At 45.7% G+C, this 15897-nt stretch carries 19 protein-coding genes; 14 read left to right on the forward strand and 5 right to left on the reverse strand.

Translation table 11 applies throughout. From position 1 onward, the window contains the following. Positions 1 to 13: 13 nt before the first annotated feature. The gene (gene lepB, locus QUA13_RS14410; protein WP_333191123.1) at positions 14 to 607 is read left to right on the forward strand and encodes a signal peptidase I; all 594 of its coding nucleotides are present in this window, start codon (positions 14 to 16) and stop codon (positions 605 to 607) included. Between the two features lie 210 nt (positions 608 to 817). After that, positions 818 to 1141 (forward strand): DUF1825 family protein, encoded by a 324-nt coding sequence (locus QUA13_RS14415; protein ID WP_333191124.1) that lies wholly within the window; start codon positions 818 to 820, stop codon positions 1139 to 1141. 113 nt (positions 1142 to 1254) lie between these two features. Here QUA13_RS14415 and QUA13_RS14420 read toward each other — a convergent pair whose 3' ends face one another. Beyond that, entirely contained in the window at positions 1255 to 3174 is a 1920-nt protein-coding gene (locus QUA13_RS14420) for a transglycosylase domain-containing protein (protein WP_333199487.1), read from the reverse strand. A gap of 307 nt (positions 3175 to 3481) precedes the next feature. Here QUA13_RS14420 and tyrS point away from each other — a divergent pair, with 307 nt between their 5' ends. The 3 genes from tyrS to QUA13_RS14435 are packed head-to-tail and all read left to right on the forward strand — an operon-like array spanning position 3482 to position 6101. Further along, complete coding sequence (gene tyrS / locus QUA13_RS14425) at positions 3482 to 4714, forward strand: tyrosine--tRNA ligase (protein ID WP_172187010.1); 1233 nt, start codon at positions 3482 to 3484, stop codon at positions 4712 to 4714. Positions 4715 to 4756: 42 nt separating this feature from the next. After that, complete coding sequence (pyrF, locus tag QUA13_RS14430) at positions 4757 to 5467, forward strand: orotidine-5'-phosphate decarboxylase (RefSeq protein WP_333199489.1); 711 nt, start codon at positions 4757 to 4759, stop codon at positions 5465 to 5467. Positions 5468 to 5504: 37 nt separating this feature from the next. After that, positions 5505 to 6101 (forward strand): hypothetical protein, encoded by a 597-nt coding sequence (locus QUA13_RS14435; protein ID WP_333199491.1) that lies wholly within the window; start codon positions 5505 to 5507, stop codon positions 6099 to 6101. Positions 6102 to 6365: 264 nt separating this feature from the next. On the opposite strand, the gene QUA13_RS14440 is transcribed toward QUA13_RS14435, so the two are convergent. After that, on the reverse strand, positions 6366 to 7043 hold the full coding sequence (locus QUA13_RS14440) for a uracil-DNA glycosylase (RefSeq protein WP_333199493.1): 678 nt from the start codon (positions 7041 to 7043) through the stop codon (positions 6366 to 6368). 167 nt (positions 7044 to 7210) lie between these two features. Between QUA13_RS14440 and QUA13_RS14445 the strand changes: the two genes are divergently transcribed. After that, a complete protein-coding gene (locus QUA13_RS14445) occupies positions 7211 to 7882 on the forward strand; it encodes a phosphoribosyltransferase family protein (RefSeq protein ID WP_333199495.1) in 672 nt (223 codons plus the stop codon). Between the two features lie 42 nt (positions 7883 to 7924). Further along, positions 7925 to 8215 carry a hypothetical protein gene (locus QUA13_RS14450; RefSeq protein WP_333199497.1) on the forward strand — a complete coding sequence of 97 codons (291 nt, stop codon included), beginning with the start codon at positions 7925 to 7927 and terminating at the stop codon, positions 8213 to 8215. Between the two features lie 172 nt (positions 8216 to 8387). Here QUA13_RS14450 and QUA13_RS14455 read toward each other — a convergent pair whose 3' ends face one another. Both QUA13_RS14455 and QUA13_RS14460 read right to left on the reverse strand, forming a co-directional pair. After that, positions 8388 to 8771 (reverse strand): VOC family protein, encoded by a 384-nt coding sequence (locus QUA13_RS14455; RefSeq protein WP_333199499.1) that lies wholly within the window; start codon positions 8769 to 8771, stop codon positions 8388 to 8390. A gap of 46 nt (positions 8772 to 8817) precedes the next feature. Continuing rightward, positions 8818 to 9438, reverse strand: a complete 621-nt coding sequence (locus QUA13_RS14460) for a histidine phosphatase family protein (RefSeq protein ID WP_333199501.1) — start codon at positions 9436 to 9438, stop codon at positions 8818 to 8820. Between the two features lie 55 nt (positions 9439 to 9493). On the opposite strand from QUA13_RS14460, the gene QUA13_RS14465 reads away from it, so the two are divergent. Continuing rightward, the gene (locus QUA13_RS14465) at positions 9494 to 9961 is read left to right on the forward strand and encodes a hypothetical protein (RefSeq protein ID WP_333199503.1); all 468 of its coding nucleotides are present in this window, start codon (positions 9494 to 9496) and stop codon (positions 9959 to 9961) included. A gap of 148 nt (positions 9962 to 10109) precedes the next feature. Here the strand turns inward: QUA13_RS14465 and QUA13_RS14470 are convergent, their stop codons facing one another. After that, on the reverse strand, positions 10110 to 10436 hold the full coding sequence (locus QUA13_RS14470) for a hypothetical protein (protein ID WP_333199505.1): 327 nt from the start codon (positions 10434 to 10436) through the stop codon (positions 10110 to 10112). 459 nt (positions 10437 to 10895) lie between these two features. Here QUA13_RS14470 and QUA13_RS14475 point away from each other — a divergent pair, with 459 nt between their 5' ends. From QUA13_RS14475 to QUA13_RS14500, 6 genes are all read left to right on the forward strand, one after another. Beyond that, entirely contained in the window at positions 10896 to 11177 is a 282-nt protein-coding gene (locus tag QUA13_RS14475; RefSeq protein WP_333199507.1) for a hypothetical protein, read from the forward strand. 218 nt (positions 11178 to 11395) lie between these two features. Next, positions 11396 to 12223 (forward strand): PHP domain-containing protein, encoded by an 828-nt coding sequence (locus QUA13_RS14480; protein WP_333199508.1) that lies wholly within the window; start codon positions 11396 to 11398, stop codon positions 12221 to 12223. A gap of 198 nt (positions 12224 to 12421) precedes the next feature. Then, positions 12422 to 12631: a CsbD family protein gene (locus QUA13_RS14485; protein ID WP_333199510.1), complete on the forward strand. Its 210-nt coding sequence runs from the start codon at positions 12422 to 12424 to the stop codon at positions 12629 to 12631. Positions 12632 to 12926: 295 nt separating this feature from the next. Continuing rightward, entirely contained in the window at positions 12927 to 13883 is a 957-nt protein-coding gene (locus QUA13_RS14490) for a hypothetical protein (protein WP_333199512.1), read from the forward strand. After that, entirely contained in the window at positions 13883 to 14746 is an 864-nt protein-coding gene (locus QUA13_RS14495) for a DUF1822 family protein (RefSeq protein WP_333199514.1), read from the forward strand. The genes QUA13_RS14490 and QUA13_RS14495 overlap by 1 nt, the downstream gene beginning before the upstream one ends. Positions 14747 to 14919: 173 nt before the next feature. Continuing rightward, entirely contained in the window at positions 14920 to 15825 is a 906-nt protein-coding gene (locus QUA13_RS14500) for a tetratricopeptide repeat-containing protein (protein WP_333199516.1), read from the forward strand. Positions 15826 to 15897 lie beyond the last annotated feature (72 nt).

Raw genomic sequence — 15897 nt, forward strand, 5'->3', positions numbered from 1 at the left:
AGCGAGGACTTTCATGACATCTGAAAAAAATAATTTGGGTACAAAAGTAGCAGAAAATCCGCCGGAAACCTGGTGGCAGAAAGCGTGGAAGTCGCAGCGAGAAAATCTTCAGATAGTGATTATTGCTTTGAGTTTAGCAATAGTGATTCGAGCGTTGGTCGCCGAACCGCGCTACATACCCTCAGATTCTATGGTACCAACTCTGCACGTGGGCGATCGCGTCGTAGTCGAAAAAATCTCCTACTACCTCGAACCTCCAAAAACTGGCGACATCGTAGTATTTGCCCCTCCCGAAAAGTTGCAAGAACAAGGCTTTACCCAAGACCAAGCATTCATCAAGCGGATAATTGGCTTGCCGGGTCAAACCGTCGCTGTTAAAAAAGGTTTAGTTTATCTCAACGACAAACCCATCGTTGAAAAATATATTGCCGAACCTCCTAAATACCAGTGGGGGCCTTATCGCGTCCCAGAAAATGAATACTTTGTGATGGGAGACAACCGCAACAACAGCAACGACTCCAGCAGGTGGGGATTTTTACCCAAGCAAAATATCATCGGCCGCGCTGTACTGCGGTTTTGGCCTCTAGAACGCATCGGGGAAGTTTGAAGTTAGTTGACTGTTGACAGTTGACTGTTGACAGTTGACTGTTGTCATCGCAAGCCCGATGCCCGATGCCTCTCCTGTACGGAAATTTCTACTTATTCTTGTACCTTGAGGGGTAGGGACTTCCGACGGCAACTGATAAAATAGTACAAAAAGCAGTGGGATTTCTCGCCTCGATCAAAATTAGTAGAATATTAAAAAATTAGGAAAGCTATGGGATTTTTTGATTCAGAAATTGTTCAGCAAGAAGCCAAGCTGTTGTTTGAAGACTATCAATCTCTTATCAAACTAGGTGGCAATTACGGCAAATTCGATCGCGAAGGCAAGAAAATGTTCATCGCTCAGATGGAAGCAATGATGGAGCGCTACCGTATTTTTATGAAGCGCTTCGAGCTTTCTGAGGACTTCATGGCTCAGATGACTGTTGAGCAGTTAAAAACACAGCTCAATCAATTTGGCATCACGCCCCAGCAGATGTTTGAGCAAATGAACTCAACGCTGGAGCGGATGAAATCAGAGCTGGAAAAACAATCCTAGTGAGCAGAAGGAAGAAGGAAGAAGGAAGAAGGAAGAAGGAAGAAAAAGAAAGTATTCCCAATGCCCAATGCCCAATGCCCAATGCCCAATGCCCAATGCCCAATGACTGATAGTTAAGGCCGCTCAAAAGATGAAGCAGGTTTGAAACTTTCTGCGGGAACGCCTTCCAAAGCTTGGCTCATAAAATCGCGCCAAACAGGGGCGACAATAGTACCGCCAGTAGCACCGTAGCTCATCGGTCTATAATTGTCGTTGCCCATCCAAACAGCCACCGACAACTGCGGCACGTAACCCACAAACCAGATATCCCGTTCTGAGGAAGTTGTACCAGTTTTCCCGGCAGCCGGCCGCCCAAGTTGAGCCGCCCTTGCCGTTCCGTTGTTAATTACCCCTTGCAGAGCGCTGTTGACAGATGCCGCTGCCCAGGAATTGAGAACTAATTTGGGTTTGGGCGTATTGTCGAGCAAGACGTTGCCGCTGCTGTCAGTGACTTGCACGATAAACGTGGTGTCGGAATGCCAGCCGTTGTTGGCGAAGGTAGCAAAAGCTCCGGCCATTTCTAAAGGAGTCAGGTCAACCGCACCCAAGGGCAAAGAAATTACCGGTTCCATCGGACTTCTGATGCCGAGCACCCGGCAAATCTCAATCACTTTATTCAATCCGACTTCTTGACCAAGCTTGACCGCGGGAATGTTGAGAGATACTTCCAAAGCTCTGCGGATGCTGACGGCACCGGAGAACCCGCCGCCGTAGTTTTGAGGGTAGTAGTAGCCGTCGCCGTCGCGGTAGCCGACAGGGGAGTCGTAGACAACTGAATCGGGGCTGTATTTGCCGCTAGCAAAGGCAGCGTAGTAGATAAAAGGCTTAAAAGAAGATCCGGGCTGGCGGCGTGCTTGAATGGCACGGTTGAACTGACTCTTTTCGTAATCGACACCGCCCACCATTGCTTTGACGAAGTGGGTGCGGGGATCGACGGCGGCTAGGGCAATTTGACCTTCCTCGCGATCGTAAAACAGCCCTTGGTAGTAAAGCCGATTGTGCCACGCTTTGACGGTCTCTTCGGCTATGCGCTGCATTTTGAGGTCGATCGTGGTTTGAACGCGCATTCCTCCCTTAACCACGGCATCTCGCCCGAAACGCCGAGTCAGTTCCTGGACTACGGCTTGTGTTACGTAAGGAACTTGAGAGCCGCCAAAAGAGGTAATTTTGCCTAGCTTAATTTTTTCCTGGCGGGCAGCAGTCTCTTGGGCCGGCGTAATCCATTTAAGATCCTTCATGCGGCTTAAAACGGTTGTTTGCCGCTCTTTTGCCAACTTGTAATTGACGAAAGGACTGTATTCTTCGGGGGCAGAAATTAAGCCGGCCAGCATCGCTGCTTCTGAAAGAGTCAAATTACTTGCTGACTTGTTGAAATAGCTTCGAGAGGCTGTCTCCACGCCGTACAAGTTGTGACCTAAGTAGATTTGATTCAGGTATAGTTGCAGAATTTGGTCTTTGTTGAGAATTTGCTCCAAGCGGATAGACATTACCGCTTCAGCTACCTTGCGACTAAATTTTGACTGGGGAGAAAGAAACAGGTTCTTGACTAGCTGCATAGTCATAGTCGAGCCGCCTTCAACGGTTCTACCTTTCTCTAGGTTGACTATGAGAGCTCGGGCTATCCCGCCGGGGTTGATGCCTTTGTGGGTAAAGAAGTTGCTATCTTCGATCGCCAGAACAGCTCGTTTCAGGTTCGGGGAGATTTGGTCAAGGGGTACGACATCCCGGTTGGCTTCGTCGTGGATGCTGGCTAGGGGCTTGCCGTTGATGTCGTAAATGTGGGTAGTTTCTGTAGGAGAGTAGGTTTGCAAGATCCGAACATCTGGCAAATTGCGGAAGCTGATAGCTAAGCCAACCAGTCCGCCAGCGACTACGGAACTGGCAAGCATTGTCATGCTGAGTATGGTTCCGGCAGTCACTTTACTGACTGACTGAACAAACTCGAATACGGGGGCTGAGTTTTCCGTGTTTTTGCGGACTGCGTTGGTTGACACGTGGATTTCACTTCCTCACTCGATTTGGGGTTTAAGACTTTTAATTTTAGATGCGAACCCTAGAGACAGTCAGTCGATTTTAGATTTTAGATTTTAGATTTTAGATTTATTCCACAGATGAATCTGGGAGTTTGAACAAGAGTCTAAAATTTGGGGATCTCCACGACTGTTGTCGGGGGCTGGTATCCGTTTTTGGGCGGGGTCAGCTAATGAAAGCCGGTCAGCTTTGGGATTATAGTAGCTTGATAGTTATGTTTTTATGCGTCAACCAGTGAGTGTAACTAATTCTGCTGCACTTTGGCAAAATATGATGGACGATCGCTCCCCGATGATAACTCCTAACCTTTCAGCGCTTTACCGCGGCGTCAGCCAGATTTTTCCAGATCGACCTGATTCTAGCAACCCTGACGAAAATTTAGCCCAACTGCTGGCAAAAGTCGATCGACCGTTGCGCGTCAAACTCGGAATTGACCCCACAGGGAGTGACATTCACTTAGGACACAGCATTTGTGTCCGCAAGCTGCGAGCTTTTCAAGATGCCGGTCACACAGCCGTACTGCTCATCGGAGATTTTACCGCAAGAATTGGCGATCCGACAGGGAAGTCGGAGATGCGCAGCCAGTTGACGGCCGAACAAGTGGCGGAAAATGCCAAGACTTATTTAGACCAAGTGCGTCCGATTCTAGATTTTGACACACCCGGGCGTTTGGAAATTCGCTACAACTCCGAGTGGTTGTCGAAACTGGATTTGGCGAAGATTTTGGAACTGCTGGGGACGATGACGGTGCAGCAGATGCTCGCTAAAGAGGGATTTGATAATCGGATGCAGCAGGAAAATGCAATTTATCTGCATGAGTTTCTGTATCCACTAATGCAGGGTTACGATTCGGTGGCTTTGGAAGCGGATGTGGAGTTGGGGGGAACCGACCAAAAGTTTAATATTGCGGTGGGGAGAGATTTGCAGCGGCATTTTGGGATGAAACCGCAGTTTGGTTTGCTGATGCCGATTTTGATCGGGACTGACGGCGTACAGAAGATGTCGAAGTCTTTGAACAATTATGTGGGTTTGTCGGAAGACCCGCTGACGATGTATTCTAAGTTGGAGAAAATTGCTGATAGTTCGATCGCCCAATATTTTGAACTATTGACAGATTTGCCACTTGATGAATTGCCAGAAAATCCGCGAGAAAAACAGAAACTTTTGGCTGTGGATGTGGTGCGCCAGTATCGGGGGAAGGAAGCGGCGGATCGCGCACAACAAGATGCAATTGCGCTGGTTAAAGGTGCTGCGGGACAAGCTGATGCTGTGGCGGAGTTTTCATTGGCAAACGTTCAGTTTCCGGCTAAGTTGTTTTATATTCTGAGTGCTAGCGGGCTTTGTAAAAGTAGCGGTGATGCGCGGAAATTGATGCAGGGCGGCGGGGTAAAGTTGGAGGGCGATCGGGTTTCTGATGTTAATCTTACTTTTGAATCACCTGCTGATTTATGCGGTAAGGTTTTGCAGGTTGGGAAGAATAAGTTTGTGCGATTGGTGTCTTGAATCTCTTTTTTAACCGCAGATGAATACTGAAGATAAACGCTGATGAACGCTGATAATCGAATTATTGTTGCTTTGGATGTTTCGAGTCAAGAAGAGGCGATCGCACTCCTCGACAAACTGCCTGATGTATCTTTCTGGAAAGTCGGTTTGGAACTGTTTGTGAGTTCCGGGCCGGGGATTTTGGAAATTTTAAAACAACGGGAAAAGCGGATTTTTCTGGATTTGAAATTTCACGATATCCCGAATACTGTGGCTGGTGCTTGTCGGGCTGCTGCTAAGTACAATGTGGATTTATTGACTATCCATTCTACTTGTGGTAAAGATGCTTTGAAAGCGGCACAGTTGGCTTTGACTGAAGGGGCGGCGGCTGTGGATAAACCGAGTCCTAAGTTGATTGCAATTACTCTGTTGACGAGTTTGAATTCGCGACAGTTGGCTTTTGAGTTGAAAATACCTTTGGAGTTGCCGGAATATGCTTTGCACATGGCATTGTTGGCTAAGGAAACGGGTTTAGCTGGTGCTGTTTGTTCTCCGCAAGAGGTGGAACAGTTAAGAATGAGTTGCGGGGATGATTTTCTGTTAGTTTGTCCCGGTGTGCGTCCGAAATGGGCAGATGGAGGCGATCAAAAACGATCGATGACTCCGAAGGCTGCTTTGAAAGCTGGTGCGGATTATCTGGTGATTGGGCGGCCGATTACTGCTTCGGACGATCCGGTGGCGGCTTTTGCGCGTATTTGTGAAGAGTTGGAGTAACAATAGGAATGTTGTTTTTTACCGCCGATAAACGCCGATGAACGCCGATGGAATTTTATCTGCCTTCATCTGTGTTTATCTGCTGATATATGGGGTTGCAACTCCGACTTTGGCAGTTAATTTTGTGACAAATCCTACTAACAGTATCAATGCAAGTTGGTATGGTTTGTTAGTGCGATCGCCCTGTCCTGCTGATTTAGAAACTTTGGTCGATCGCCTCTTGCAAGATTTGCCGAGTTATGCTAATCGCGTAATTGTGCGATCGCACTTTTCTCCTAACACTAACACACCGCCCGGTTACGCGCTGCCTCAAATAATTTTAGCCGGCCGCCCGGAGTTTGAACCGTTACCTTTAAATTCTGGGGATGCACTTCCAGAAAATGCCAGTCAAGTTTTCATTACGACTTTGGAACGGCAGTATCGCGGGGGAGAACGAGTCGAAATTCAGCAATATCATTGGTTATTTTTCACTAAAACGGAGAACGGATGGGAGTTGGCAAAAATCGTTTCTCGGTTTGGTACTGCGGCGGATATTCGTCCTTTATTAGGCCAAGATAGTGAAAGCGAAATTGCTGAGGCTATTCGTTTGTGGTTGCGCGATTGTCAGGCAAAAAATAAGTTGTCCCACAACTAAATTGTATTTTTGGGCGGGCGAGACGCCCACCCCACAAGAAATAATTGCGATCGTGGAACAGGCATCTTGCCTGTTCAAAACAAAGGTGTGAGAAAATTTAGTCTTTGTGTGCGGAACAGGCATCTTGCCTGTTCAGAACAAAGGTGTAAGAAAATTCACGAATTTTAGGTTGAGTGGGGGCTGGTTTTTGTAGATTGTGGGTGGGAATTGGAGATTTTTGGTGAACACGCCCTACAAATCAACCATAAAAATTCATTACATTGGCTATTTAAATTCATCCAATTTAGCCTTGATAGCCTGCATATCTTGCCACATAAACCATTTCGGAGTTTCCGGTTCGCGGGAGGGATTTCGCAGCAAGTACGACGGGTGAAAAATTGGCATACACAAACGATTTTCCCATTCAATCCATTGACCTCTGATTTTACTAATGGGTCGCTTGTCGCTTAGCAAACCTTTCAGGGCTGTTGCACCGGTTAATAAAATAATTTTGGGGTCTAAGATGCGGATTTGTTCGAGCAAGTAAGGTTTGCAAGCTTCGATTTCTTTTGCTGTCGGAGGGCGGTTGTTGGGAGGGCGACATTTGATGACGTTGGCAATGAATACGTCGGTTTCTGCACTCAATCCTACGGATTCTAAAATCTTATCTAACAGTTGGCCCGATCGCCCGACGAAGGGCAATCCGGTTTCGTCTTCGTTTTGTCCGGGCGCTTCTCCCACAATCAAAATTGAGGCTTGAGGATTGCCGCGCCCGATGACAGCGTGAGTGCGCGTATTGCCTAATTCGCAGCGATAGCAGCGGTTGCAGTGCTCGCCGATTTGTTCCATATTTTGATAAGTGCCGGGAGGAATGGGAATTTTGGCATTTGCTGGTATTGAGTCAGTTTGGAAAGTGGCACTTTGATTGTTGTCAAAAAGGCTCAGTTGCAAGTCACTGGACATAAATTTTACAATTAGGGAGATTTTTTTGAGTCTAGAGTTTATAGTTTAGATCGGGTTTGGTGATTTGAGATTGGCTAGAAGCTTGTATGCGATGCTGTCGATCCCACAATCTCAAATTAATACTCGCAAGTCTCACATTATTTCGTTGAGCTCGTACAGGCAAAAATATGTTCTCTAACCCGTTTTTTGACGATCGCGCCGATGCAGGCGAAAAACTGGCCGAGGCAGTTCTGGACGAGCTCGGTAAGTTGAATTTAACCGCACAGGAGGCTGTTAAACCGATTGTTTACGCCTTGCCGCGCGGAGGTTTGCCAGTTGCTGTGCCGATTGCGCGCCGCTTGGGCTGTCCTTTGGATGTGGTTGTCGCCAAGAAAATTACTCGCTCAGATAATTTAGAATTGGCGATCGGGGCTGCAACTGCTGACGGCCACGTTCTCTGGCAAAAGCAAAAGCAGCACAATTTGCGCTTGCAAAAATTAGCACTGCCCGTGGCTCAAAATAATGCTCAATCTCTGCTGGCGGATTTATCTGCGGGACGCCCCAACGTCAGCGCGACAGGGGCTTTGGCGATTGTGGTGGACGATGGCATTGCTACGGGGATGACGATGGCTGTGGCGGCGCTGGCTTTGCAGTCGCAGCAACCTGCGGCTTTGTGGATTTGTGCGCCTGTCGCCCCGGTAGAATTGATGGGATTTTTGGCCGAAATGGGCGATAAGTCGATTATTTTGGAAACCCCAGACCCTTTTTACAGTGTCAGTCGCTTTTACGGGCAATTTCCGCAGGTTGAGACGGCGGAGGCTTTAAAGTGTTTGCAGCAACAAACTGAGTGGCGATCGTAGGTTAAGCTAGAAGGCTAAATCCAAAAGCTCGATCGCTAAAAAATGAGACCTTGGCAATATTGGTTGGACACTTTAATTCTGTCTACTCAGCACGATCCGCCTCGCTTTGTTGAGTTGGTGATGTTGACTTTGGCGATGATTTTGCTCGTGCTGTGGAGTGTAACATTGGAGTGGCAGTATTTAACGCTGTCTTTGAGTTATATAATTGGTTCGTCTTTTTCAATTTTGGTGCGGGAATCGATGGGCCCGCGGCCTCAATTTCAACTAACTCATCTGACAGCCTTGTTGTTATTAATAATCAGTTTTTATAGTTTTGCTGAACTGATTAGATAGTTAAGGCAGTTTTGATTTGTAGAGGCAGGTTTTACAATCTCATTGCGAAGGTCGTGAAGCAATTGTATAACTTATATAGCAATCCTCAGCGGGTTGTGAACGAGATGTTTTTTTGAACAAACCGCGAATACCCGAAGAAAGAGAATATTGAGAGTTGACAAATCATTAGCCATCATCCTACATTCTCATAGAATTGATGTAAAATTATGCGGTTGCCGGCGGGATCGAAGGCATAGATTTCTAAACCGTGAGAAGTTTTGATAATTTCTCCGGCGGGGGGATAACCCAAAGCCCAAATTCGGGCGATCGCAGTTTCGATATCGCTGACTTCCAAACACAAACTCATGCCTGTTTTTGCTCGATTGGCAAATTCCGATTTGTGGGAATCTTTGGGTTTGAATATGCCGAGTCTTAAGCCGGGGAGTTGAAATTCAGCATAAGTATTGGGAATGTAGGGGTTCGGTTCTAGGTCGAGAAATTTTGTGTAAAATTTCACGAGAACTTCTTTATCAAGGTCTGCTAAAGTCACTAGGGCGGCGCTGTATAGGAAACTCATATAAATTGGTAATGGAGAATTAGTAATATTATAACTTTCTCTCTCTTTAAAATCCTCCAATTCGTCCGACTATTTGGATTTTACCTTGTCGAGATCCTTTGAGAATCACAGCTTCGCCGCTTTGCGGAACAATATCAGTAATCGCGGTAATATTTACTTGATGAGTTACCAGAATAATCGCGCCTTTAGTGTTGCGGTTGTCAAGAATCAACTTGCGGAGTGTAGCTGTTTGTCTGGCTTCTTTGCTGCTGTCGCTAAAGAACGAGTTCAGTGCTGGGAACGGTTCGACTTTGCCTAAATTTGTCAGTTTTGCTGTTTCCAAACACCGACACCACTGACTCGATAAAACTCTGGCAACTTTGATGTTGCGATTGCGAAATTCGGCTCCAATTTGCTTGGCTTGGGTTCTTCCTTGTGCTGATAAATTGCGCTGGGTGGAACAGTCGCCTAACTTAAAGTTAGCAGGATCTCCCGTACCTGGGGCGATCGCGTGTCGCATTGCTACCACCAACCCAGTCTCGCCCCGCTGCAACAATTGCCACCCTGCTTGAGTTTGCGTGTTGGTTGCTGCGTCAGAAGTTGCAGTTGCAGTAATTAAGCCGATCGACAATACTAAAGCTAGCAAACCGAAAAAGCCTTTCCAGTTGAGGTAAATCCGCGCCGCCATTGTTCAAGAAGTTATAAATTATCTTATCATATTAAGATACAACAAATATTGCTCTATGGAACTCACCAATTTTATTGCTCTGTCTGTCATTGTTGCCCTCGTGCTGGGGATTGGGTTGGGAACAATGACTTGGGCTTACTTCGGCAAGGGCAGCATTTCTGTACTCTTTAAAGAACCAATTTTAACTTACCCAGAATTTCCAGATACCGACAGCGGCAGTAAAGCTTCCGTTGATTTTCAACAAGGAATTGAGGCTTATCAGTCGGGAAATTACCGCAAAGCCAAAGATAAATTTACCAGCGCTGTAGAACTGGTTTCAACCTTGGCAGAAGCGTACCACAATCGCGGCTTGGCTTTTGCGAATTTGCGATCGGATGACGAGGCTGTTGCCGATTTGCTCCGCGCCAGCGAATTATACCAACAGCAGGGGACTGGATTTGCGATCGACACGATTAAACAAAATCTTGCCGCCTTGAAGCAGCGCAAATTAGAACGAGAAAAACAAAAAGCAGTAGCGACATAAATTATTAGTTTTAGCCCGTATAACTCAACCTAAACCTGGAGTTGTGAGCGAAAAAACCCGGTTTCTTTAATGCCTTTCGGAGAAACCGGGTCTGTTTACACAAATTTTATTAAAGTTAAAAATCAAGATTTAACATTCTCCAGATTGACTAATTTTTTCTAGCATCTTCTATTTTGTCGATTTGAGAAATCATCATTTCTCGGCTAGGTGCCACAACTCGATAATTAGTAATGGGATCGTAAGCTTCCCATTCTTGAGTTACTTCGCTGTCTTGCCACAAAAACCATTCCCGATAAATTTCGCCGTCATCAATGTCGCCGCACAATGGAAGCCAATCATCTCCTCCCAAGCTATCAAAATCTCCTCCTACTAAGTCAATCCAAGCTGCAAGGATACAAGATTCAATAGCATTATTGTTAACAGCAACGGTGTTATATTCAATAGAAGTTTCGGGAAAACAAAGTGTGGATTTCATAAGCTGTACCTGAATGTTATGTTATTAATTTATAAAAAATTCCTCAACGGCAGTGAAAGCAGAATGCCGCTATCTCAACCTCCACAGTTCCCACCTGGAAACACATTGAGAACCAAAGCGCTCAAATGCCGATTCTGTAAGACTTGAGAGCGATTTGAGTCAAGTCGCTACAGAGGCTAAATTGAGCCACTTTGCCAACTGGCATAGAAGAAAGCCGGATCGACAGATATTGCTGGCGAAGGATCTCGCGCCTTGAGGAGCAAAGACAGCGCGACTGCCAATTGTATACTTGGTAAGTTGGCGAGTTTCAGTACAGTTTTTGTGATAAAATTAGTAGCAAGCGAACTTTCATACCGACAGCCCGGTTTGGTCAAAAGCTTTCCAACGGTGGTGCGATCGCCAGTTTTGATTTATTGTTAATTTTGCGAAGTCCCGATCGACTGTTAGGGAAAAAAAATTATGCAAGCAACCAACCAAGAAAGAATTATCGATTTGACAATCCACTATACCAATGGCAAACAGCAACACTTCCAGTTCATTGCTCCAGAGGGAACAGTAGGAGAGCAAGCAACTTTAGGCACTCGCCTGCACAAAATGTTGACGGCAGACCCGATAATTCTCGAATTGGCAGATAAACTGGTAGTTATCCCAGTTCACAACATACAAAGTATTGAAATATCGCCGGTTCCTCCCAAATTGCCAGAGGGTGTCATTTCCCCAATGCGAGAAATCAAGAAATAGCTAAGCTGTTCTGCATCTAAATTCAACTGAAAAGGCGGGCAGGATGCCCACTCCACGCAAGCTTTTAATAAACAGAAATGTTTTAATTAAAGGCGCGGCAACTTATTACAGCTAACAGATTGAAATTACCCAAAAACTTGTCGATCGCAGGGACGTTATATGTCGCGTGAGTGAGGGGAATAATTGCAGATTTCGCAGACTTTGACTTACCAGAAAAAATGCTAGAACTCCACTGTCACACTACTTATTCCGACGGCACTCTCACCCCTGCCGAACTCGTAGCCGCCGCCGCGTCTTCGGGGGTTCGCGCCTTAGCCGTCACCGATCACGATACGATGTCGGGTTGGGATGAAGCCTTCGCCGCCGCTGCTTTGTGCGGTATCGAAATAGTCCCCGGACTGGAGCTCAGCACCGTTCACAACGGCCGTTCGCTGCACATTTTAGGTTTTTATCCCGATGCAAATAAGTTGCGAGTTCCTTTGAACGATCGCCTGGAAGGAAGGTTTCGCCGATCGCAGGAAATGGTCGAAAAATTAGCAGCAATGGGATACGCGATCGAACTGCCAAAAACATCTCCAGGAATGGCACCTGGACGGCCTCACATTGCCTCTGCGCTAGTAAAAGCAGGTCACGCCAAATCATCGCGGGAAGCATTCGATCGCTGGCTGGGAGATGACGGCCCTGCCTACGTGCATTACGAGAAATTCTCGATCGCCGAAGGCATTGATTTATTGCGAAGTTGCGGTGCAGTACCAGTTTGGGCTCACCCTTATTTATTTCGCGGCGGCGCTGTTGAGGAAGTCTTACAAGAATTAGTAGATGCTGGTTTAATGGGAGTTGAAGTATACCATCCCAGCCACAGTTCTAGCCAAATCCAAAAGTTAAAAGATTGGTGCCTTCATTACGGTTTGCTGGCAACTGGTGGCAGCGATTATCACGGCCCAGATCCTGAAAGGAAAGCAGCAGATAGCACTCAATTGAATATGCTGCATTTGCCGTTAGAATTACTGGAACCGATTAAAGTTGCTGCGGCGAGTTTGAAATAGTTTTTTAGGACGAATTTTGCGGATGTATACAGTTGTCAAAAAAAAATCCTTGGCTTTTTGAGTGACGAGTTTGACGGAAATAAATCATCAGAAGAAGACCGAGGTCAAGCAGAATATAAATTAATATGAAGTTAAAGGCAATTGCAGGCAAGTTGATTTTACAATGTTACTAAAGCAACTTGCCAAACGGAGCTTATCATGAGTACAGAAGACAGAGCGAAGGCGATCGGCAAAAATTTAGAAGGCAAAGCTCAGGAAATTTTCGGCAACATCACGGGCAACAAAAAAGACCAGGTTGAAGGCAAAGCCAAACAAGCGGAAGCCTCCGCCCGACACGCCGCAGAAGATGCTAAAGATGCTGTGAAAAATCTGACAGATAAAGCCAAAAGGTCGATCGACAAATTGTAGAAACCGCGCTATACCAAATCCTGGCTAATAGAATTCGCTTCATATCAAATCCTTTGCTATCAATAGGGTTTGATATGATTTATTTTTAGAATGTGCATAAAACTGGGTGACTCCTGCGATATCTCTTCAAAAGCGCAATGGAGAAGTCCCTATGATGATTGATTTTACACCGGATTAATTTCGTAGTAAGGACTTCAGTCCTTATCGCATTGCCTTTACGAAAAATTTTTGCTCAATTCTGCATAAAGCCGCCAAAACCTGCGATATCAGAGTATCAACACGCAAAAACTGGACTATGACGAGACATGATACGCCCGTCGAACCCTTAGCAGGTTTAGTTCCTGTAGCGGCAAGTTTCAGCTTGTTGCTTCCACCCACGGGTTGGGAACTCAAACCGATTTCCTTGACTTTGTTATTGCTGGCACGTTACAGCGCTATTTTCCCTGGGATAATCGAATTATCTCGATGTCATCAGAACGTGCCTGTGAACACCGACGAACAGTTACGCCAACTTCTACAACTCTTGAAAGACTCGCCAGAGGGGAGTAAGGAACAAGAAAGACTCAAAAATCAATTGTGCCAACTCATTCCCGATTTGCCCGGAATTCGCAAGCATCCTTATCCTAATATTGATTTAGAGGAAATGATGCAGGAAGCTTATTGGGGTTTTATCAAAACGCTTTCGGCATTTTTGCGGGGAATTGACCTCGACAATCTCGCTGCTGATGTGTTGCGAACCCGAGTAGTTCAGCGGTTCAATAAAACTCTCAAAAACAAAGTCTATGACCAATATCGCCGGATGCAGCAACAGATTTTTACTATTAGTTTTGATGCTCCGATTACGAGCAACCCAGGTGAAAAATTTGAGGCTCAAGAACCGATAGACCATACCACGAAAAATGGGATTGAGCAACTCATCGAGAGAGAACAAGCTGAAAATAAGCAGCGCATCGGTCGCAAACTATGGCAGTGTATTGAAGACGATCCGACGGGAGAACTGCGAAACAGTTATCCCAATGAAAAAATAGATAAGAAGAAGCCAAATAATCCCGAAAATCGCCGCCCTCGACCGGATGCCAATTCTCACGTACTCGCACTGCGATTGCTGTTGCAAGACCCTCCAGATAAATTGTCTGAAATTGCCAGAGAGTTAAACATTGACTATCAAACTCTCAACTCTCACTGGAAAAGAAATGGTTTGGCTCTCGTCAAAGAGATTGCACTTAAGTTGGGATATCAACCCGAGGAATAATGGTGAATAGCATGGATACTTATTTGTTAGAAATTCCTCTGGAGCAAACTGCCCGCAATTTGGCTCTGCAATTTGCTTCAGAGCAAGCTAATCCGCAAAAAGGCAAGCGGGTTTATTTCAATACCCTGGCGGTTTGGGCGGTTAACTATTTCTTGGAATGGATGGAAATGGAAACCGATATTGATGGCGGTGATAGTTGGAATTCAGCAATGCGGGCAGTTTTGGATGTCGGCGATTTGGTTTTGCCTGGAATTGGCAAGATAGAATGCTGTCCGGTTCAGCTTGGAGAATCGGCGATTTCTCTGCCGGAAGTGCGGGAAAACCGCATTGCATATATCGTCGTTCAGTTTGCGGAACCTTTCGATAAAGTGAAACTTTTGGGGTTTATTCCGGCTGTGGAAATTCAGGATGAAACTGAAGAGATTTCTCTAGCTAATCTCAAACCAGTTGAGGAATTGTTAGATTATTTGGATCGAATTGAGTTGGCAATTCCGCTGTTGCAAGGTGAAATTGAAGAGTTGCTATCTGATTTGGGAGAAGATGACCCCGTACAAGCACAAGTTCGCGAGAAATTGCAAAACAAATCTATTTCTGAAATTGTGGCAATTTTGAATAAAGTTTTGCACAGTAGTGAGAAATCTGACTGGGGATATGAAGGGGGGAAGGCTTTAGCGGGAAGTGGTTCTAGCAGTGGAGGTTTGGGAAATAGAGATATATCTTTTTCTCGTGATAAATATTCACCTGTTGAGAAAGCTTCAGATATTGAGGAGGATGTGAAAGCGGAACTGAATCTGATTGCTGAAGATTTCTTGGAGAAGTTAGCTGAGATTTGGGGAGAGGGTGATGATTTTGCCTTGTCATAAATCGGCAATCTCCCAGAAATCTGGATAAATTTCCATGACTTGTAGATACTGTCTTGACCTGTCAAGGGGTATCTACAATATTCCCAAGACAAATATCTATAATTTTTCAGGAATCTGCATAATTCTACCCCAAATTCCCGATCGATATATATACACAATAAACAGAAACTCCAATGGACGAACAACGCATCGCCGCCTATCTCGAACTGATTCAAGCCCTAATTGAGTGCCCTAGCGGTGAAGAGGATGATATTCTCAACGCCAATCGAGACTTAGTTGATGCCAATTTTGTGCAAGTCATGGCAGCGGAAGCGGAGAAGATGGCAGCAGAGGGCAACTCCAAGGCAGCTTGGTTGCAGAATCTAGCGGCACAATTGGCAAACTTTGTCGGCAGTACAGCAACTCCTGAAGAGTATTTTTCTTTCTTGATGGAGGTGTTGCAAGCAACGTCAGACAGTGGCGGATATCCTCAAGTCGTATATCGTATTTTACAACAAAACTTCGATAAATTGGATTTAAATTTTGCTCGAATATTACAAGCTTGGGCTACATCCACATTCACAGAAGTTATCTCAGAAGAAGCTGCATCCATCGCAGGAATTATTGCCAATTTTGGCAACTTCATTAATCAGTTTCCTCTGGGGCGGCAGGCATGGAATTTAGAAATAGGTATTGCTTGTTATAGCGCAGCATCAGAAGTCTATACCCGCGAGAATTATCCCCAACAATGGGCAACGGTTCAAAACAATTTGGGCAATGCCTATAGGGACAGAATAGAAGGAGTCAGGGCGACGAATATAGAAGAGGCGATCGCCTGTTATCGGGAAACATTAAAAGTCTATACCCCCGATGCTGATCCCGAACAATGGGCAGGGACTCAAAACAATTTGGGGGCTGCCTATGGTGTCAGAAGAGAGGGAGTCAGGGCGGCGAATATTGAAGAGGCTATCGCCTGTTTTCGGGAAGCTTTAAAAGTCCGTACCCGCGACGCTTATCCCGAAGATTGGGCAATGACTCAAAACAATTTGGGGAATGCCTATAGAGACAGAATAGAAGGAGTCAGGGCGGCGAATATATAGCGATCGCAAATGGTTTGTAAATCATAAATCATGTATAATCAGGTATGTGAATCTAAGTAGGAGTTGAAATGG

The organism is Microcoleus sp. S28C3 (genome assembly GCF_036700785.1).
GTDB classification, from domain to species: domain Bacteria; phylum Cyanobacteriota; class Cyanobacteriia; order Cyanobacteriales; family Microcoleaceae; genus Microcoleus; species Microcoleus asticus.